The sequence below is a fragment of the Streptomyces sp. NPDC018031 genome, assembly GCF_044327625.1.
GTDB lineage: Bacteria > Actinomycetota > Actinomycetes > Streptomycetales > Streptomycetaceae > Streptomyces.
Window position 1 is genome coordinate 40083 of sequence record NZ_JBIRFT010000017.1, and the last position, 17930, is coordinate 58012.

General features: G+C 74.9%; 19 protein-coding genes. 8 read left to right on the top strand and 11 right to left on the bottom strand.

The window, feature by feature from the left end; all coding sequences use genetic code 11:
* Nucleotides 1-71: 71 nt before the first annotated feature.
* The 5 genes from ACH4B3_RS28175 to ACH4B3_RS28195 all read left to right on the top strand — a co-directional run bounded on the left by ACH4B3_RS28175 (nt 72) and on the right by ACH4B3_RS28195 (nt 5274).
* Nucleotides 72-1076: a DEDDh family exonuclease gene (locus ACH4B3_RS28175; RefSeq protein ID WP_398467442.1), complete on the top strand. Its 1005-nt coding sequence runs from the start codon at nt 72-74 to the stop codon at nt 1074-1076.
* A gap of 254 nt (nt 1077-1330) precedes the next feature.
* The gene (locus ACH4B3_RS28180) at nt 1331-1564 is read left to right on the top strand and encodes a hypothetical protein (RefSeq protein ID WP_197987943.1); all 234 of its coding nucleotides are present in this window, start codon (nt 1331-1333) and stop codon (nt 1562-1564) included.
* A gap of 139 nt (nt 1565-1703) precedes the next feature.
* The gene (locus ACH4B3_RS28185; RefSeq protein ID WP_398467444.1) at nt 1704-2630 is read left to right on the top strand and encodes an SURF1 family protein; all 927 of its coding nucleotides are present in this window, start codon (nt 1704-1706) and stop codon (nt 2628-2630) included.
* A 90-nt stretch (nt 2631-2720) separates the two neighbouring features.
* Nucleotides 2721-4514, top strand: a complete 1794-nt coding sequence (locus ACH4B3_RS28190; protein WP_398467446.1) for a glycoside hydrolase family 15 protein — start codon at nt 2721-2723, stop codon at nt 4512-4514.
* 4 nt (nt 4515-4518) lie between these two features.
* Nucleotides 4519-5274, top strand: a complete 756-nt coding sequence (locus ACH4B3_RS28195; protein ID WP_398467447.1) for an SDR family oxidoreductase — start codon at nt 4519-4521, stop codon at nt 5272-5274.
* An 87-nt stretch (nt 5275-5361) separates the two neighbouring features.
* On the opposite strand, the gene amaP is transcribed toward ACH4B3_RS28195, so the two are convergent.
* The 5 genes from amaP to ACH4B3_RS28220 all read right to left on the bottom strand — a co-directional run bounded on the left by amaP (nt 5362) and on the right by ACH4B3_RS28220 (nt 7745).
* Nucleotides 5362-5958: an alkaline shock response membrane anchor protein AmaP gene (gene amaP / locus ACH4B3_RS28200; protein WP_398467449.1), complete on the bottom strand. Its 597-nt coding sequence runs from the start codon at nt 5956-5958 to the stop codon at nt 5362-5364.
* 100 nt (nt 5959-6058) lie between these two features.
* Entirely contained in the window at nt 6059-6703 is a 645-nt protein-coding gene (locus ACH4B3_RS28205) for a DUF6286 domain-containing protein (RefSeq protein ID WP_398467451.1), read from the bottom strand.
* Nucleotides 6700-7050 carry a hypothetical protein gene (locus ACH4B3_RS28210; protein WP_398467616.1) on the bottom strand — a complete coding sequence of 117 codons (351 nt, stop codon included), beginning with the start codon at nt 7048-7050 and terminating at the stop codon, nt 6700-6702. Before ACH4B3_RS28210 ends, ACH4B3_RS28205 begins: the two co-directional genes overlap by 4 nt.
* Complete coding sequence (locus ACH4B3_RS28215) at nt 7031-7222, bottom strand: hypothetical protein (protein ID WP_398467453.1); 192 nt, start codon at nt 7220-7222, stop codon at nt 7031-7033. The genes ACH4B3_RS28210 and ACH4B3_RS28215 overlap by 20 nt, the downstream gene beginning before the upstream one ends.
* Before the next feature lie 37 nt (nt 7223-7259).
* Nucleotides 7260-7745 carry an Asp23/Gls24 family envelope stress response protein gene (locus tag ACH4B3_RS28220; RefSeq protein WP_398467455.1) on the bottom strand — a complete coding sequence of 162 codons (486 nt, stop codon included), beginning with the start codon at nt 7743-7745 and terminating at the stop codon, nt 7260-7262.
* 193 nt (nt 7746-7938) lie between these two features.
* On the opposite strand from ACH4B3_RS28220, the gene ACH4B3_RS28225 reads away from it, so the two are divergent.
* Together ACH4B3_RS28225 and ACH4B3_RS28230 are read left to right on the top strand one after the other, a co-directional pair.
* Nucleotides 7939-8688 carry a nucleopolyhedrovirus P10 family protein gene (locus tag ACH4B3_RS28225; RefSeq protein WP_398467457.1) on the top strand — a complete coding sequence of 250 codons (750 nt, stop codon included), beginning with the start codon at nt 7939-7941 and terminating at the stop codon, nt 8686-8688.
* A gap of 149 nt (nt 8689-8837) precedes the next feature.
* Nucleotides 8838-9284: a GNAT family N-acetyltransferase gene (locus ACH4B3_RS28230; protein ID WP_398467459.1), complete on the top strand. Its 447-nt coding sequence runs from the start codon at nt 8838-8840 to the stop codon at nt 9282-9284.
* A 130-nt stretch (nt 9285-9414) separates the two neighbouring features.
* Here ACH4B3_RS28230 and ACH4B3_RS28235 read toward each other — a convergent pair whose 3' ends face one another.
* From ACH4B3_RS28235 to ACH4B3_RS28260, 6 genes are all read right to left on the bottom strand, one after another.
* The gene (locus ACH4B3_RS28235) at nt 9415-10194 is read right to left on the bottom strand and encodes an enoyl-CoA hydratase/isomerase family protein (protein ID WP_398467461.1); all 780 of its coding nucleotides are present in this window, start codon (nt 10192-10194) and stop codon (nt 9415-9417) included.
* 107 nt (nt 10195-10301) lie between these two features.
* Nucleotides 10302-10523, bottom strand: coding sequence for a helix-turn-helix domain-containing protein (locus ACH4B3_RS28240; RefSeq protein WP_030021347.1), 222 nt, complete (start codon nt 10521-10523; stop codon nt 10302-10304).
* Nucleotides 10524-10909: 386 nt separating this feature from the next.
* Entirely contained in the window at nt 10910-12508 is a 1599-nt protein-coding gene (locus ACH4B3_RS28245; RefSeq protein ID WP_398467463.1) for an ABC-F family ATP-binding cassette domain-containing protein, read from the bottom strand.
* Nucleotides 12509-12794: 286 nt separating this feature from the next.
* A complete protein-coding gene (locus tag ACH4B3_RS28250; RefSeq protein WP_398467465.1) occupies nt 12795-14270 on the bottom strand; it encodes a hypothetical protein in 1476 nt (491 codons plus the stop codon).
* A 267-nt stretch (nt 14271-14537) separates the two neighbouring features.
* Nucleotides 14538-15674 carry an alpha/beta fold hydrolase gene (locus ACH4B3_RS28255; protein WP_398467467.1) on the bottom strand — a complete coding sequence of 379 codons (1137 nt, stop codon included), beginning with the start codon at nt 15672-15674 and terminating at the stop codon, nt 14538-14540.
* A gap of 64 nt (nt 15675-15738) precedes the next feature.
* Nucleotides 15739-16386, bottom strand: coding sequence for a class II aldolase/adducin family protein (locus ACH4B3_RS28260; protein ID WP_398467618.1), 648 nt, complete (start codon nt 16384-16386; stop codon nt 15739-15741).
* Nucleotides 16387-16689: 303 nt separating this feature from the next.
* Here ACH4B3_RS28260 and ACH4B3_RS28265 point away from each other — a divergent pair, with 303 nt between their 5' ends.
* Nucleotides 16690-17928 (top strand): anion permease, encoded by a 1239-nt coding sequence (locus tag ACH4B3_RS28265; RefSeq protein ID WP_398467469.1) that lies wholly within the window; start codon nt 16690-16692, stop codon nt 17926-17928.
* The last annotated feature ends 2 nt before the right edge of the window (nt 17929-17930 follow it).

Consider the following 17930-nt stretch of genomic DNA (forward strand, 5'->3'; position numbering starts at 1 on the left):
GCTTTCACGCCGTCACAAAGTAGCCATGTCCACGCGGTGACTGTCCGCGGCGGGCCGTATCCTCATGGACCATGCTCGAAGACCGCATGGCAGCCGTACCGCCGACCTCCTGGCCGGACTCCTATCCCGAGGGGTACGCGGTCGTCGACGTGGAGACCACCGGCCTCGCCCGGGACGACCGGATCGTGTCGGCCGCCGTCTACCAGCTGGACGCCCAGGGCGAGGTCCAGGACCACTGGTACACCATGGTCAACCCCGAGCGCGATCCCGGACCGGTCTGGATCCACGGGCTGACCAGCGAGGCGCTGGCCGGCGCCCCGCTCTTCCCGGAGATCGCGGACCGGTTCGCCGAGCGGCTGGCCGGCCGGGTGCTCGTCGCCCACAACGCCGTCTTCGACTGGTCCATGATCGCCCGTGAGTACGCCCGGGCGAGCGCCACCGCCCCGGTGCGCCAGCGGCTGTGCACCATCGCGCTGTCCAAGGAGCTGGGACTGCCGCTGGCCAACCACAAGCTGGAGACCCTCGCCGCGCACTACGGCGTGGTGCAGCAGCGGGCGCACCACGCCCTCGACGACGCCCGGGTGCTCGCCGAGACCTTCCGGCCGAGCCTGCGGATGGCCGCCCGGTCCGGTCTGCGGCTGCCGCTGCTCGCCTGCCAGCCGCTCACCGAGTGGTCGGACGGGCCGTCGTCCCCCGGCGGCGGGTCCCCGGGGATCGGCCGGCAGCGGTCGTACCGGGCCGGCAGCTGGCGGCCCAGCCGCAAGCGGCCGCCGTGCCCGTACCCGAACCCGGGGCGCTATGTGCCCGGCGAGCAGCTGACGCAGGGCATGCGGGTCGCGTTCTCCGGTGACACCTCGGTCGACCGGGAGCTGCTGGAGGACCGCGCGGTGGAGGCCGGGCTCCATGTCGCCACCAGCGTCTCCCGGCTCACCAGCCTGCTGGTCACCAACGACCCCGGCTCCCCCACCTCCAAGGTGGCCAAGGCCCGCTCCTTCGGCACCCCGGTCGTCGACGAGGCGGCCTTCATGCAGTTGCTGCAGCACGTCCGGCCGGCCGGGGGCACGGCCGCCGGCTGAGCCCCGCCGGGACGCCCCGGCGGCCCTGCGGCCCCGCGGGACGCACCGGCAGGCCCGGCGGAACGCGCCGGGGCGTGCGGAGGTATGCCAGGGCGCGCCGGGGCGTACCGGGCGCCCGCCGGGGCCCGGGGCCGGCCGGGGAGGTGTGCCGGGCCCGGCAATCGGCCGCAACCGGTCAGACAATCAGGTGAATCCCGGCCGACGCGCCCGGCCCCCGCTCGCCCCGGCCCGTCCGGCACCGCAGGCTGGGGCGCATGGCACGTTGCGAGGTCTGCGGAAACGACTACGGCATGACATTCGAGGTGCACGCGCAGGGCGCGGTGCACGTCTTCGACTGTTTCTCCTGCGCCATCCACCGCATGGCGCCCATCTGCGAGCACTGCCGGTGCCAGATCATCGGGCAGGGCGTGGAGGCCGACGGGCACTGGTACTGCGGGGCGCACTGCGCCCGCGCCGAGGGGCGGGTGGGCATCGTCGACCGGGTCTGAGGACCCCGGCCGGCACCGCCCGCCGGTGAGCCGGCCCGCCCGGGGCGGCCGCGCCGGGCGGCGGCGCGCGCCGCGGGGCGGGCTCGCGCCGGGTACCCACCCGCAAGGGGACGATCCGCGACGGGTACTGTCTTAAGCCGTGTACCGCTTCCTGTTGTCCCGGCAGTGGGTGATCCTCACTCTGGTGGGGCTCGTCCTGATCCCGGTCATGGTCAAGCTGGGCTTCTGGCAGCTCCACCGCCACCAGAACCGGGTGGCGCACAACGACCTCATCGCGCAGAGCCTCGACGCGCCCGCCGTGCCGGTCGGGAAGCTCACCGCCCCGGGCCGCGCCGTCTCGCGCGACGACACCTGGCGCACGGTGCGGGCCACGGGCAGCTACGACCCCCGGCACGAGGTCGTGATCCGCCAGCGCACCGGCCCCGACGAGCAGTCCATCGGCTACTTCGTGGTGACCCCGCTGCTACTCGCCGACGACCGGGCGGTGCTGGTCAACCGGGGCTGGATCCCGGCCGGCGGCGACCTCACCAAGTTCCCGGAGGTGCCGCCGGCGCCCCGCGGCGAGGTCACCGTCACCGGCCGCCTCAAGGCCGACGAGACCACCGCGAGCAGCGGCATCAAGGACAAGAAGGGCCTGCCCGACCGCCAGGTCATGCTGATCGACAGCGGGCGGCTGGCGAAGGTGCTGGACCGGGACGTCCTCGGCGGCTACATCGAGCTCACCGGGTCCTCGCCGAAGGGCAAGGGGCAGCCCGAGCCGGTTCCGGCGCCGGACCACAGCAGCATCGGCGCCCACATGGCGTACGCGATCCAGTGGTGGCTGTTCGCCGCCGGTGTCCCGGCCGGCTGGATCGTCCTGGTCCGGCGGGAGCGCCGGGACCGGGCGGCCGCCGCCTCCGCCGACCGTGCCACCGGCCCGGGTGCGGGGGCCGGCGGACCGGACCCGCGTGAGGACCCGGCCGGGCCGGCGGCCCGGGATTCCGGTGCGGCGGCCGACCGGACGTCCGCACCGGCCGGAGCTCCGGCCCCCTCCCCCGCCGCCGACCAGGTGCTGTCCGAGAAGTAGCCCCCTTCCGGTGGCACCGAGCCGCCCGGCCGCCGGTGCCGCACCGGCATCCGCGGCATGGCCTGCCGCGGCACGGGGCACCCGGCACCCGTGGCCCGCAGGATCGAGGACTACGCCCTCGTCGGTGACCGCCAGACCGGCGCACTGGTCGGCCGGGACGGTTCCATCGACTGGCTGTGCCTGCCCCGCTTCGACTCACCGGCCTGTTTCGCCGCGCTCCTCGGCGGCCCCGAGAACGGTCACTGGCGACTCGCCCCGGCCGGGGCCGGCGCCTGCACCCGGCGTGCCTACCTCCCCGACTCGCTCGTCCTGGAGTCGGTCTGGGAGACCCCCGAGGGCACCGTCCGGGTCCTCGACTTCATGCCCCACCGCGACGTCGCGCCCGACCTGGTGCGGATCGTCGAAGGCGTCTCCGGCCGGGTCGGCATGCTCGGCGTGCTGCGGCTGCGCTTCGACTACGGCCATGTGGTGCCCTGGATGCGCCGCTGCGGCGGGCACCGGGTGGCGGTCGCCGGCCCCGACTCGGTGTGGCTGCGGTCCGAGCCGCCCGTCCGCACCTACGGGAAGGACTTCAGCACCCGCTCGGAGTTCACCGTCGCCGCCGGGGAGCGGGTGGCCTTCGTCCTCACCTGGCACCCCTCCCACCAGCCGCGGCCGGAGCTGATCGACCCCCACCTGAGCCTGGACCACTGCCTGCGCGACTGGCGCGCCTGGGCCGCCCGGAGCGTCTACCGCGGTCCCCACCGGGACGCCGTGGTGCGGTCCCTGATCACGCTCAAGGCCCTCACCTACACCCCCACCGGCGGCATCGTCGCCGCCCCCACCACCTCCCTCCCGGAACAGGTCGGCGGCGTCCGCAACTGGGACTACCGGTACTGCTGGCTGCGCGACTCCGCCCTCACCCTGAACGTCCTGCTCTCCGCCGGATACCGGGAGGAGGCCGCCGCCTGGCGCGACTGGCTGCTGCGCGCCATCGCCGGCAACCCCTCCGAGCTGCAGATCATGTACGGGCTGGGGGGCGAGCGGCGGCTGCCCGAGACGCAGCTGCCCTGGCTGTCCGGGTACGAGCGGTCGGCCCCGGTGCGGCTCGGGAACGCGGCCGTCGACCAGCGGCAGCTCGACGTCTACGGCGAGGTCCTGGACACCCTGCACATCTGCCGCAACCGGGGGCTGCCCGCCGCCGCGCCCGGCTGGAACCTCCAGCGCTCCCTGATGGACTACCTGGAGTCGGCCTGGCGCGCACCCGACGAGGGGCTGTGGGAGGTCCGCGGCGCCCGCCGCCACTTCGTGCACTCCAAGGTGATGGCGTGGGCCGCGGCCGACCGCGCGGTGTGCGCGGTGGAGAGGTTCCCCCAGCTGCCCGGTCACCCCGGCCGCTGGCGGGCGATGCGGGAGGAGGTCCACCGGGAGGTGTGCCGGCTGGGCTACGACAGCGACCGGGGCACCTTCACCCAGGCCTACGGCTCCGCGGAGCTCGACGCCGCGACGCTGCTGATCCCCCGGGTGGGGTTCCTGCCGCCCTCCGATCCGCGGATCGCCGGGACCGTCGACGCGGTGCGCCGCGAGCTGAGCCAGGACGGGCTGGTCCGCCGCTACGGCTCCGGGCGGGCCGGCCCGTCGGCGGTCGACGGGCTGCCCGGGTCCGAGGGGGCGTTCCTCGCCTGCTCGTTCTGGCTGGTCGACGCCTTGTGGATGATCGGGCGGCGGCAGGAGGCGCGGGCGCTGTTCGACGAGTTGCTGGCGCTCCGCAACGACGTGGGTCTGCTGGCGGAGGAGTACGACCCGGTGGGCCGCCGGCAGCTGGGCAACTTCCCGCAGGCGTTCAGCCACATCGGCCTGGTGGACAGCGCGCTCACACTCCTCTCCCGGGGCACGGCAGACTGACCCCATGGATCTTGGACTGAAGGACCGTGTGTACGTGCTCACCGGGGCGTCCCGCGGGCTGGGCCGCGCCACCGCGGCCGAGCTGGTCGCCGACGGCGCGAAGGTGGTCATCACCGGGCGGGACGCGCACCGGGTCGAACAGGCGGCCGCCGAACTGGGGCCGAACGCGGTGGGGGTGCCCGCCGACAACGGCTCCGCGGACACCGCCGAGCGGGTCGTCGCCCTCGCCCGGGAGCGGTTCGGCCGCTTCGACGGCATCCTGATCAGCGTGGGCGGCCCGCCCGCCGGGCTGCTCGACGACAACACCGACGAGCAGTGGCAGGCGGCGTTCGACGCGGTGTTCCTGGGGGCGCTGCGGCTGGCCCGTGCCGCGGCCGCCGCGCTGCCCGCGGGCGGGGTGATCGGTTTCGTGCTCTCCGGCTCGGTGCGCGAGCCGATCCCGGGGCTGACCATCTCCAACGGCCTGCGCCCGGGCCTGGCGGGGCTGGCCAAGTCCCTGTCGGTGGAGCTGGGCCCGCGCGGCATCCGGGTGGTCGGTCTGCTGCCGGCCCGGATCGACACCGACCGGGTACGGGAACTGGACGCGCTGTCGGGGGACGCGGCGGAGGCCCGGCGCCGCAACTGCGAGGCGATTCCGCTGCGCCGCTACGGCACGCCGGAGGAGTTCGGCAGGACCGCCGCGTTCGTGCTGTCCCCGGCCGCTTCCTACCTGACCGGGCTGATGGTCCCGGTGGACGGCGGCGCGACGCACGGCATCTGAGCGCGGCGCGCCGTCCCCGAGGGCGGGGACGGCCGAGCCGTACCGGACGGGGGCGGGACGGCGGCCGGAGCGGGTGGCACGGAGTGCTCAGCTCACCCGCTCCGCGCCGTGCCGTTCCGCCCGGAGCCTGATCTCGGCGGGCAGCCGGTCCACCCCCGCGGAGTGCCGGGCGTGCTCCAGCACGTCGCCGCAGACCCGGTGCAGCGTCGCCACCGGCTGGGCGTACGCGGTCAGCAGCAGCCGTAGCCGGGCCTCCGGTGCCGTCCGGCGGCCGCGGATCCGGACCCGTGCCCGCTCCACCCCGTCCAGCGACTCGGATTCCGCCGCCATCACCGCCTCCAGGGCCTGGCCGCGCAGCGAGGCGGCGTTCCCGTCGCCGCCGGTGACCAGCACCTCGCCGAGCCGGCGCCGGCGCAGCTGCGCCAGTGCCCACCACAGGGCGAGCAGCAGCAGCACGGCCAGCGCCGCGATGACGGTGGGCCACCACCAGCCCTCGTCCCGCCACCGGCGCCGGTCCGCGTCGCTCAGCACGACGTCGCCGGGGCCGTCGAACGGCCACCAGCCGGGCATCGTGAACCCCCAGTGGCGGGGCAGGTCGAGGCCGGAGAGCAGCACCGCGCCGCCCACCGCCAGCAGGACCAGCCCGACCAGCGCCAGCAGCACCCGGTTGACCCTTCTCAGCACGCCGTTCCGTCCCTTCGCCCGCCGTCGGCCCGCCTGCGGCGCGGCGTCCCGGCGGGGCCGCGCCCTCCTGTTCGTCCGATGCCGCCCGGCACGGCCGCCGTCACCACTTCGCCGGTCGCCGGGCGTGCAGCAGCAGGCGCGGCGGCCGGGCCAGGCCCAGCTGGTGGATGCCTTCGTAGAGCGCCGTCTCCAGGTCGCCGCGCACCTCGTCCAGGTCCCGGAAGTGGCACTGGGCGCGGGCGGTGACCTTGCGCCGGCCCACCCCGACCCGGACCGACTGGACCCCGGAGACCTCCATGGCGCGGTCGCGCAGCACCAGAGCGGCGGCCTTCCGGTCCAGCCCGGCCCGCACCTCGGGCGTCTCCCGCCGCATCGGCAGCAGCCGGCGCAGGCCGGGGGTGAGGGCCAGCACGAGCAGCCAGAGGCCGAGGGCCATGGCGAGCGCGGCGGCGGCGAGCACCCACGGGTCGTCCAGCGGCCGGGTGTCGAGTTCGTCGGCGAGCCACCGTCGCCAGTGCATTCCGGGCCGGTCGGCGCGGACCGCCGCGACGTCGTACAGCAGCAGTCCCACCGCGCCGAGTAGCACGGCCGCGACCACCAGGGCGGGGATCCGGCGGGTCGACCAGAAGCGGCCGGCCCGGACGTGCGGGCCGGCGGCGGGTCCGTCCGGGCGGTCGGGGGCCGGTCCGGACTGCCGCGATCCGGTGTGCTTGGTGAGGTCGACCGCCGGTTCCGGATCGCTCATCGCACCCGCTCCCCGCGGCCCAGGTGCGGGGAGAGCAGCCGTTCCACGGTCACGGCCACTTCGGGGACCTCCATGCCGGCCAGTGCCGTGACCCGCTCGCCGACCCGGACGCGCACCGCGCCGCAGCGCGCGCCGAGATCCGACGGGTAGGGGAGTTCCACCGCGACCCGGACCCGTGCGACCCGGTCGTGCACCACGACCACGGCCTGCGGGCGGGGGGAGCCGGGGGTGTCGGGCAGCGCCTCCCGCGCCGCCTGCGACGCGATCTTGGCGACCACCCGGTCCGCGATGCGGGTCGCGCCGCGCTCGGCGGCCACGACCACCGGGTCACCGCCGTCGCTCGCCATGGTCACCCCGGCGGAAGAAGTCACCGAGCTCCCAGTCACCCTCCAGGAACCGGCCCGCCGCGAACCCGACGGCGCCCAGCGCGGCCACCAGCAGGAAGGCTCCGAACCCGCCGAAGTACCCGGCGTACGCCAGCGCCATCCCGACGATCAGACCGATCACGGCCTTGCTCATGCTGCACTCCCCAACTGGTCCGGCGGCGAGGTGCTACTCACTGGACCCGTTGCCCGGTCTCCTCTTCCTCTTCGTCCGGAAGCTTCACATCGCTCACCGCGATGTTGACCTCGACGACCTCCAGGCCGGTCATCCGCTCGACGGCGGAGATCACGTTCTCCCGTACGTCGTTGGCGACCTCGGAGATGGAGACGCCGTAGTCGACCACGATCTCCAGGTCGAGTGCCGCCTGTACCTCTCCGACCTCGGCCTTCACTCCTCGGGTGACTCCCGACCGGCCGCCGCCGGGCACCCGGTCGCGGACCGCGCCGATGGTGCGGGCGAAGCCGCTGCCCATGGCGTGCACGCCGATGACGTCACGGGCCGCCATGCCCGCGATCTTCTCCACCACACCGTCGGCGATGGTGGTCTTGCCCCGGACCCCCGGGGCACCACCGCCGCGGCCGACCGACACGCCTCCCGGCGTCTTCTTCTCCTCGGTGCCCTGTGTCTCGGAGCGGGTGCGCTGTGAGGTCTCCGTCATCGCCGATCAACCTTTCCGGGGCAGTGGTCTGCGGCTCCATTTGTCACACTAGGCCCGGATCACCGGAATTGCTCGCTCTGTGCGGCAGAAGTGCGACCGGGGGCTTCGAACCACCCGCGCCCGGGTGGGTCGCCGCCCCGGGCGGCGATGTGTGCGGCAGGCTGGGCGGACCTACGGCGAAGAGGGGACGGACGTGGTCACGGACCGGCTGACGCGCGCGGTACGGGAGCAACTGGCACTCGGCAGACTGCTGCCACTGGGCGGGCCGGGCGACGCCTCCTGGGTCGTCGAGCAGGCGGCGCGGAACGTGCTGCGCCGCGTCGAGAGCGAGGTACCGGGGGCGCGGCTGGGCTCGCTCCGGATCGGGCTGGCCGATCCGGAGCACGCCGCCCGGCCCACCGTGCCGGCCCCGGTGAGCGCGCTGCCTCCGGGGCCGCTGCGGATCGGCGCCACCTGTGTGGCGGTGGCCGGGCAGCCGCTGCCGGCGGTGGCCCGGGAGCTGCGGGCCGGGCTGCACGCCTGCGCCACCCGCCGGCTGGGCCTGGTGGTCGACGCGATCGACCTGCGGGTCACCGAGCTGCTGGAGGAGCTGCCGCCTGCGCCGGGCCTCTCCTCCCCGCCCGGCGCGGCTGGGGCGCCGGAGGTCCCGCCCTCGGCCAAGGAGCCGGAGTTCCCGCCCGCGGTGGTGGCCCTGGCGGCCGCCGCCCGGGGCGTGCCGGGCGTCGTGGCGCTCGCCCCGGTCCTGGGCGGAGCGGCCCGGGCGGTGCGCGTGGAGGACCGCACCGATGCCCGGGGGGCGCCGATCGGCCGCCATGTCGAGGTGCAGCTGGCCGTCGCCGGGGACCACGGCGCCCTGGAGGTGGCCCGGGCGGTGCGGGCCGCGGTGGCGCGCACCGTCGCCGCGCCGGTCACCGTCGCCGTGGTCGTGACCGACGTGACCTAGGTTCCGCCCCTTCGGTCGGCGTCGGGGCCGGATGAGGGTGCCCGCGAGGTGGCGTGCGGCCCGGCGGGCGAGGGGGGGTCGTCGGGCCCGTGTCGTGGGGCGCCTCCCCCGGCCCGCCTCTCTCGTCGCGCGCATGCCATGCTCTGGCCATGGATTTCCGCCCCGCCACCCGCACCGACCTGCCCGCGATCCTCGCCCTGCTCAAGGACGAGGAGAAGGTGATCGACCCCGCCACCATCGAGGTGGACGAGGCGTACGCGCGTGCCTTCGAGGCGGTGGACAGCGACCCGCGGAACGAGCTGGTCGTGCTGGACGAGGGCGACGGCACGGTCATCGGCTGCCTCCAGCTCACCTACATCCCGGGTCTGGGCCGCCGCGGCGAGGAGCGCGCCCTGATCGAGGCGGTCCGCATCCGCGCCGACCGCCGCGGCGGCGGGCTCGGCCGCGAGCTGCTGCGCTGGGCCATCGAGCGCGCCCGCGCCCGCGGCTGCACCCTGGTCCAGCTCACCAGCAACAAGCGCCGCACCGAGGCCCACCGCTTCTACGACTCGCTCGGCTTCGCCCGCAGCCACGACGGGTTCAAGCTGGCGCTGTGACCGGCGGCCGCCCGAGCCGAACGCGGCCCCGCCGAAGCCGGGCGGGCGGCCACCGGGTCGGTCTCGCCGCAGGCGGCGGCCGACCCGGTCGGACGATCGACCGGCCAACCCTCAGGGAGACACCCGCTCGCTAGCCGGCGGTACCGGCGAGGTCCCGCAGCCGGCGCCCCTGAGCGGCGCGCTCGGCCACCCGCTGGTCCTCGTAGTCGCGGCCCGCGGCACCGCGCAGCAGCGCCTTGGTCTCGATGACGGCGTCGCGCGGCGCTGCGAGCACCGCGGCGGTGAGGTCGCGCACCGCCGCGTCGAGTTCGGCGGCGGGCACCACGAGGTTGGCCAGCCCGGTGCGCTCGGCCTCCTGGGCGTGGACGAACCGGCCGGTGACGCAGATCTCCAGGGCGCGGGCGTAGCCCACCAGACCGACCAGCGGGTGCGTGCCGGTCAGGTCGGGCACCAGCCCGAGGCTGGTCTCGCGCATCGCGAACTGCACGTCATCGGCGCAGACGCGCAGGTCGCAGGCGAGCGCGAGCTGGAAGCCGGCGCCGATGGCGTGCCCCTGGACGGCGGCGACGGAGACGATGTCGTTCCGCCGCCACCAGGTGAACGCCTCCTGGTACTCCTCGATGGTCGCGTCGAGCTCGGCGTCGGAGCCGCGCGCCATGTCGATGAACGAGGGCTCCCCGTCGAAGCCCTCGGGGGTGAATGCCTGACGGTCGAGACCGGCGGAGAAGGACTTCCCCTCTCCGCGCAGCACCACGACCCGCACGCTGCCCGGCAGCAGCCGTCCGGCCTCGGTCAGCGCACGCCACAGCGCGGGCGACTGGGCGTTGCGCTTGGCGGGATTGGTCAGGGTTACCGTGGCAACCGCGTCGTCGACGGCGAGGTGTACGCCGTCCTTGTCGAGCAGGGTCACTGGAAGCCTCCGGTCGGCCGCAGTCAGGTTAAGTGACTGCACAGTAACCACCCGGCCGACCGGCCGGTCAACCGGGTGGTACTGCTCGTACCCGCCGGTAGGGGACGTCAGGCCGAGGCGGCTTTCTTGCCTCGTGTCGCCCCGCCGCGACCACGCAGCGTCACGCCGGATTCGCTGAGCATCCGGTGCACGAATCCGTAGGAGCGACCGGTCTCCTCGGCCAGCGCCCGGATGCTCGCACCGGAGTCGTACTTCTTCTTCAGGTCTGCCGCGAGCTTTTCGCGCGCGGCGCCGGTCACCCGGCTGCCCTTCTTCAGAGTCTCGGCCACCCGTGCCTCCTCATGGGAAGTGCGCTCTGGACTTCTCATGATCACCCCTCAACGGCGTCCTGGCCACCCATTCGACAAGGTCCGTGGCACAAGACTTCCCCGGAATCACGGGGCGGGCGTCTTCGGAACGTGAGATTCCAGCGGATTCGCTCCGGACCGCGGAGCGCAAATTCGCGCGAAGTGGCAGGTCAGAGAGGAGGCCGGAAGGGCGGCAGAACGGTGCCCGGCGCGCGCCCCCCTCGCGCGCGCCGGTGCGGTGCGACGCGCCGCGGTACGAGCCGTTCTCACTCAGATGATGGATCACCCATCGGCCGAATGATCCACCGCTGTTTGATCAAGCCCGTCACTCCGCGTTGCCAACGGCATGTGCACGGGCGATCACCGGGTCAGGCGAGGGCGACCAGGTCGGCGTAGTCCGCGCCCCACAGGTCCTCGACCCCGTCCGGCAGCAGGATGATCCGCTCCGGCTGCAGCGCGTCGACCGCGCCCTCGTCGTGGGTCACCAGCACCACGGCGCCGGTGAAGCTGCGCAGCGCGCCCAGGATCTCCTCCCGGCTGGCCGGGTCGAGGTTGTTCGTCGGCTCGTCGAGCAGCAGCACGTTGGCCGACGACACCACGAGCGTGGCCAGCGCCAGCCGGGTCTTCTCCCCGCCGGAGAGCACCGCGGCGGGCTTGTCCACGTCGTCGCCGGAGAAGAGGAACGAGCCCAGCGTCTTGCGGATGTCCACCAGGTCCATGTCCGGGGCGGCCGACCGCATGTTCTCCAGCACGGTGCGGTCCGGGTCGAGCGTCTCGTGCTCCTGCGCGTAGTAGCCGAGCTTGAGGCCGTGCCCGGGGACGACCTCGCCGGTGTCGGGCTTCTCGACCCCGGCGAGCAGCCGCAGCAGGGTGGTCTTGCCCGCGCCGTTGAGGCCCAGGATGACCACCCGGGAACCCTTGTCGATGGCCAGGCTCACATCGGTGAAGATCTCCAGGGAGCCATAGGACTTCGACAGGCCCTCGGCGGTCAGCGGGGTCTTGCCGCACGGGGCCGGATCCGGGAAGCGGAGCTTGGCGACCTTGTCCGCGGCCCGCGCCGCCTCCAGCCCGGACAGCAGCTTCTCGGCCCGGCGGGCCATGTTCTGGGCGGCCACGGTCTTGGTGGCCTTGGCGCGCATCTTGTCGGCCTGGGCGTTGAGCGCCGCGGCCTTCTTCTCGGCGTTCGCGCGCTCGCGCTTGCGGCGCTTCTCGTCGGCCTCGCGCTGGGCCTGGTACAGCTTCCAGCCCATGTTGTAGATGTCGATCACCGAGCGGTTGGCGTCCAGGTAGAAGACCTTGTTGACCACCGTCTCGACCAGGTCGACGTCGTGCGAGATCACGATGAACCCGCCGCGGTAGGTCTTGAGGTAGTCGCGCAGCCAGACGATCGAGTCGGCGTCGAGGTGGTTGGTCGGCTCGTCCAGCAGCAGCGTGTCGGCGTCGGAGAAGAGGATCCGGGCCAGCTCGACCCGGCGCCGCTGGCCGCCGGAGAGGGTGTGCAGCGGCTGGCCGAGGACCCGGTCGGGCAGCCCGAGGCTGGCCGCGATGGTCGCCGCCTCCGCCTCCGCGGCGTAACCGCCCTTGGTGAGGAACTCGGTCTCCAGCCGTTCGTACTTCTTCATGGCTCGCTCGCGCGTGGCGCCCTGGCCGTTCGCCATCCGGTCCTCGTTCTCCCGCATCTTGCGGAGCACGGTGTCCAGGCCGCGGGCGGACAGGATGCGGTCACGGGCCAGCACGTCGAGGTCACCGGTGCGCGGGTCCTGGGGCAGGTAGCCGACCTCGCCGGAGCGGGTGATGGAGCCGCCCGCGGGCATGCCCTCGCCCGCCAGGCACTTGGTGAGGGTGGTCTTCCCCGCGCCGTTGCGGCCGACCAGGCCGACGCGGTCGCCCTTGGCGATACGGAAGGAGGCGGACTCGATGAGGACTCGGGCGCCGGCGCGCAGCTCGACGCCGGATGCGGTGATCACGGGAATTACTCCTGGGCAGGGTGGACGGCGGGAAGGACTGACGGATGCGGACCACGCCGTCTAATGCGCGAGGAGAAATGCCATGGATTCAGTTTACCGGGGCGGACAACTGCTTTTCGGGGCCGGCCGGACGCTCCGCAGGCCAACCCCGGACCACGCCGGGAAATTGTGCCGCAGATCACATCCGTGACCCCGGTGCGGAGTTGGGCCCGAGACACCGGACCGCGCCGCCCGGGCCCGGGCCGCCGCACCGCACCCGCGCCGCCGGCCCCGCGACCGGCCGAGGTCAGGAACCGCCGGTGTGCACCTGGAAGGCGGCGCGGCGGACCGCCTTGGCGAGCACCGGGTCGGGATGCGCCGCGGCCAGCGCGACCAGGACCTGCACCGTCCGGGGGTGCCCCACCGCGCGCACCTCCGCCAGCAGCGCCGGGACGGTGCCCTGGACGGCGCTCTCCAGGTGCCGGACGAGCAGCGGGCTCTCGCCGTGGTCGGCGACCGCGGCCGCGGTGTCCACCCACAGCCAGGTGGCCTCCTCCCGGGTGAGCACGCCCAGGGCGTCGTCCGGGTCGCCGCCCTCCAGCTCGGCGAGCCAGAGCAGGGCGTAGGGGCGCAGCCAGGGCTCCTCGGTGACCGAGCGCACCGCGGGCTCGGCGGGCGCGCCCACCACCCGCAGCGCTTCGAAGGCCAGGCCGCGCAGCAGGGCGTCGTCGCCGCGGGCGACGTCGAGGAGTTCGGTCACCGCGCTGGCCACCGGGCGGGCCGCCAGCCAGGCCCGGTACTCCGCACGCGCCGGCCCCGGGGTGAGCCCGGCGCAGCCGCGCAGCATGTCGGCGGCCGGCTGCTCGATGTTCCCGGCCGGGCTCTGGGCGGCGACGCAGATCTGCTCCAGCTTGACCCACACCGCCCAGTTGCCGAGCGGGGTGAGCACCGCCTCCCGGCGGCCCTCGGCCCCGTCACCGACGACGAGCGCGCCGACCGCGGCGAGGGCGTCCAACGCCCAGTCCAGCAGGGCCGCCAGCGGGATGCCGGTGTCCGGTCCGGGCGCCGACGGGCCGGTTCCGGCGCCGGGACCGGTCCCGGCGGCCGGACCGGCGGTGGCCGCCGCGGCGTCCGGGGCTGCCACCGTCTCGACGGCCGCCGGGCGCAGCGCTCCGTACGGCACCTCGCAACGCTCCGTGCGGAGTTCGGCCACCCGCTGTTCCAGCAGGTCGAGCAGGATGGCGAGTTGCACCGGTCCCGCGGAGAGCTGGAGCAGCGAGAGCAACTGGGGCACGGCCTCGACGACTTCGGCGACCGCGGCGGCCTCCGCCTCCGGCGGCGCGGGTCTCGCCAGCGACCAGGCGTCGAGCAGGGCGACCCAGCCGCGCAGCACCGCGCTGTCGTCGCGGTCCCAGGCGCGCAGCCGCCAGCCGGGCCGGGTGGTGCCGCCGTGGAGCTCGACCAGGCCGACCAGCCGGGCCCGGTCCCAGTCGGCCCGGACCCGGTCGGGCGCGGTGCCCAGGGCCGCGGCGGCCCGCTCGGCGGCCGGGCCGGTGAGGGTGCCCCGGGCTCCGTCGTCGGCGGCCGCCCAGCGGGCGACCCGTACCGCGCCGGCGAGTTCGGCCCGCGCCTGGCGGGCGAGTTCGGAGGGCGGTGGGGTGCCCTCGGGTGGCCGGGGGGCCGGACGTGCGGGGCCGCGGTGTGCCACGCCCCGGCGGGCAGCGGCCATCGGCCGGTGGGGGACGAGTCTGAGCCGGGAGTCGCGCGGAGTACGGGACGTCACGGGAGCAGTCTTGCCGCTGACGGCCCGAAAGCCCAATCGGATGCCCGCCGGAGCCTGTCCGGAGCCTGCCCGGAACCCGTCCGGAGCGGTTCCGGGCAGCGCCCGGCCTGCCCGTCCGGAGCGGTTCCGGGCCGGCCCCGGGTGCCGTCCGGAGCGGTTCCGGGCCGGGGCCCGGGTGTCCGTCCGGAGCCCTCCGCGGCCGGCCCGCGCGGGAGCGTCCGGCGGTCCGGGTGGCGGACCGCGGGGCCGGGGCGCCGCGCCGGGCCGCTACATGAGCGGGGTGAGGAAGCGCCGGAGGGCTTCCTCGTAGCGCTGCGGATCGGCGTTCCACATCGCCCCGTGCGGGGCCTGCCGGACGGTGTGCAGGGTGACCAGGTCGGGGCGGTCGGCGGCGAGCCGGCGGGAGAGGTCCCAGGAGGCCACCGTGTCGTCCGGGCCGTGCAGCAGCAGCGTCGGCAGGGTCAGGCCGGCGGCGTCGAACCGCGGCAGGCCGGCCGGGTGGCGCCCGTGGCCGTGCAGTCCGGTCCGGCCCTGCGCCGCGCGCACCGCCAGCGGCAGCAGGAAGGACGGGACGCGGCGGCCGGCCAGGGCGCGCAGGGTGGCCTGCCAGTCCAGCACCGGGGAGTCCAGCACCAGGCCGCTGAGGTGCTGCCGCAGCGCGGACTCGGCGGCGGCGCGGAGCGCCATGGCGGCACCGGTGGACCAGCCGTACAGGATGACGCGCTGGGCGCCGTACCGCACGGCGTAGCGGATGGCGGCGTCCAGGTCGCGCCATTCGCAGGCGCCGAAGTGGGCCAGCCCGTCGCCGGTGCGGGGCGCGCCGAGGTCCCCCCGGTAGGCGACGTCGAGCACCGGGAACCGCTGGCGGTGCAGGAACGGCATGATCACCATGGGGTGCTCGCGGGTGGTGCCCAGTCCGTGGACGGTGATCACCCAGGTGCCGCGGGCACCGGGCACGAACCAGGCGGGCAGCGCCCCGAGTTCCCCGGGGATGTCGATGTCGGCGTGGTCGATGCCGAGGGCGTCCCGGGGGTTGCCGAGGTGGACCTGCGGGGTGATCCGCATCCGGTCGCCGGGGGCGAGCCCACCGTGGGTGACGCGTTCCAGCCGCCGCACCACGCAGTCCGGCGGGTGCGGGGCGTCCGGGAGGACCGGCCCGATCACGGCGTGCGTGGCTCCGCCGGTGAGTCCGTAGACGCCGGGGCGCAGCGCGGCGAAGGTGCGGGTCAGGGTGATCCGGCCGTCGTCGGCCCCGTGCACGGTGACCGGTGGTTCGTCCGGCAGCGGCCGGCCCGGCACCGGGCGCAGAGCCGCGTCACTGGCGTACCGTCCGACCGCCACCGCGGCCGCGCCGGCACTGAGCGTGGTGGTGACGGCCACGGCCGCCGCGGTACGCAGGCGCATCCCTGCCAGTGTGGGCGCGATCGGCGGTGGTGGCCAGTGGGCGTGACCGGCGGGGTGACCGGGGTCACCCCCGCTGCCGGGGCGGCTGGCCGTAGCCGCGGAGTTTGGCGCCGGCCGCGTCGAGCTGGGCGTCGGTGAGCAGGGTGGGGGTGCGCCCGGGGACCGCCGAGGCGGCGAGCCAGACCTGGCACATCCACTCCAGCTGGGCGGTCCGGTCCAGGGCCTGGGCGAGGGTGGCGCCGTAGGTGAGGGTGCCGTGGTTGCGCAGCAGGCACCCGGTGCGGTCGCGCAGCGCGTGGCGGACCTCCGCGGCGAGTTCCTCGGTGCCGTACAGGGCGTAGCCGGCGACGCGGACGCGGCCGCCGAGGGCTCCGGCCATGTAGTGGACGGGCGGCAGCTCGTCGACGAGCGTGGAGACCGCGGTGGCGTGCACGGCGTGGGTGTGCACGATCGCGGCGGCGTCGGTGTGCCGGTAGACGGCGAGGTGCAGCGGCAGCTCGCTGGTGGGGACGGCCGTGCCCAGGGTCCGGCGGCCGTCCAGGTCGGTCCCGGTGATCAGGTCCGGGCCGAGCCGGTCGTAGGGGACGCCGCTGGGGGTGACCAGGACGGTGTCGCCGACCCGGGCCGAGACGTTCCCCGAGGTGCCGACGACGAGGCGGTCGGCGGCGGTCCGGCGGGCGGTGGCCACCACCTCGGCCCAGGCCCTCAGCAGCCGGTCCCGCTCCCCGGCTGGCCGTCCGGCGAGCTGCCGGGCCCGGTCCGCCGGCCCCCACAGCCGGAGCAGTTCGTCCGGGTCGGTCGCCGCCGGGGTCCGATGAGGTTCGTCGTGGTCCGTCGTATCCGTCACAGGCGCCACCTCCGGTGCAGATCATCGCAGGTAAAGCGGGTTATCGGACCGGTGTGACGGAGGTTCGTCCAGGTGCGTCACCACGATGCCCGCGCCAGTTCACCTTCCGTTCACCCTGTAACCCTACGTTCACCGTGCCACTGACCCCCCGACCGATTGCCTGGGTGAATGGAACACATCACGCTTCTCATCGGGATCGTGATCATCACGGCCTTGGTGTTCGACTTTACGAACGGCTTCCACGACACGGCCAACGCGATGGCCACCACCATCTCCACGGGCGCCATGAAGCCCAAGGCGGCGGTGGCGATGTCCGCGCTCCTCAACCTGGTGGGTGCGTTCCTGTCCGTCGAGGTCGCCGCGACCATCTCCAAGGGCATCGTCGACGAATCCGGGATCCAACCCGAAGTGATCTTCGCGGGCCTGGTGGGCGCGATCCTCTGGAACCTGCTGACCTGGCTCGCGGGCCTGCCGTCCAGCTCCTCGCACGCGCTCTTCGGCGGTCTCATCGGCGCCACCGTCGCCTCCGTCGGCTTCGACGCCGTACACGGGGACGCGGTGGTCATGAAGGTCCTGATCCCGGCCGTCGCCGCCCCGATCGTGGCGGGTGTGGCCACCGTGCTGGCCACCCGGCTCACCTACCGGGCCGCGCGCAACACCGACCCGGAGGCCAGCTCCAAGGGCTACCGCGCCGGCCAGATCGCCTCGGCCGCGCTGGTCTCCCTGGCGCACGGCACCAACGACGCGCAGAAGACCATGGGCGTGATGACCCTGGCGCTGATCACCGGCGGTGCGCTGGCGCCCGACTCCGACCCGCCGATGTGGGTCATCGCCTCGGCCGGTGTGGCCATCGCCGCGGGCACCTACCTGGGCGGCTGGCGCATCATCCGCACCATGGGCAAGGGCATCACCGACATCGCGCCGCCGCAGGGCTTCGCCGCCCAGACCGGTGCCGCGGCGACCATCCTCACCTCCTCCCACATCGGCTTCGCGCTCTCCACCACCCAGGTGTGCTCCGGCGCGGTGATGGGCGCCGGGCTGGGCCGCAAGGGCGGCGTGGTGCGCTGGTCGACGGCGGGCCGGATGGCCGCCGCCTGGGTGCTCACGCTGCCGGCCGCCGGGCTGGTCGGCGCCGCCGCCGCGCTCCTCGCCGAGCAGGGCGACTGGGGCGTCACCGCGGTGGCCGTCCTCGCGATCGCCGCCTGCGCCGCGATCTGGGTGGCCTCCCGCCGCAAGCCGGTGGACCACACCAACGTCAACGACACGGACGCGGACGGCGGCGAGCCGGTGGGCGTCGTCACCGCCGCCCTCCAGGCGGTCGCGCCGCCGCCGGTCTCCGGTGCCGCCGCGGTCCCGGAGACCCCGGCCGCCACCCCGGCCCCCGCCCCCGCACAGGCCACGGTCTGAAC

Coding starts and splice junctions, on each gene's coding strand:
- ACH4B3_RS28175 (WP_398467442.1), top strand. CDS start 72: ATGCTCGAAGACCGCATGGCAGCCGTACCGCCGACCTCCTGGCCGGAC.
- ACH4B3_RS28180 (WP_197987943.1), top strand. CDS start 1,331: ATGGCACGTTGCGAGGTCTGCGGAAACGACTACGGCATGACATTCGAG.
- ACH4B3_RS28195 (WP_398467447.1), top strand. CDS start 4,519: ATGGATCTTGGACTGAAGGACCGTGTGTACGTGCTCACCGGGGCGTCC.
- ACH4B3_RS28205 (WP_398467451.1), bottom strand. CDS start 6,703: ATGAGCGATCCGGAACCGGCGGTCGACCTCACCAAGCACACCGGATCG.
- ACH4B3_RS28210 (WP_398467616.1), bottom strand. CDS start 7,050: ATGGCGAGCGACGGCGGTGACCCGGTGGTCGTGGCCGCCGAGCGCGGC.
- ACH4B3_RS28215 (WP_398467453.1), bottom strand. CDS start 7,222: ATGAGCAAGGCCGTGATCGGTCTGATCGTCGGGATGGCGCTGGCGTAC.
- ACH4B3_RS28220 (WP_398467455.1), bottom strand. CDS start 7,745: ATGACGGAGACCTCACAGCGCACCCGCTCCGAGACACAGGGCACCGAG.
- ACH4B3_RS28230 (WP_398467459.1), top strand. CDS start 8,838: ATGGATTTCCGCCCCGCCACCCGCACCGACCTGCCCGCGATCCTCGCC.
- ACH4B3_RS28255 (WP_398467467.1), bottom strand. CDS start 15,674: ATGCGCCTGCGTACCGCGGCGGCCGTGGCCGTCACCACCACGCTCAGT.
- ACH4B3_RS28265 (WP_398467469.1), top strand. CDS start 16,690: ATGGAACACATCACGCTTCTCATCGGGATCGTGATCATCACGGCCTTG.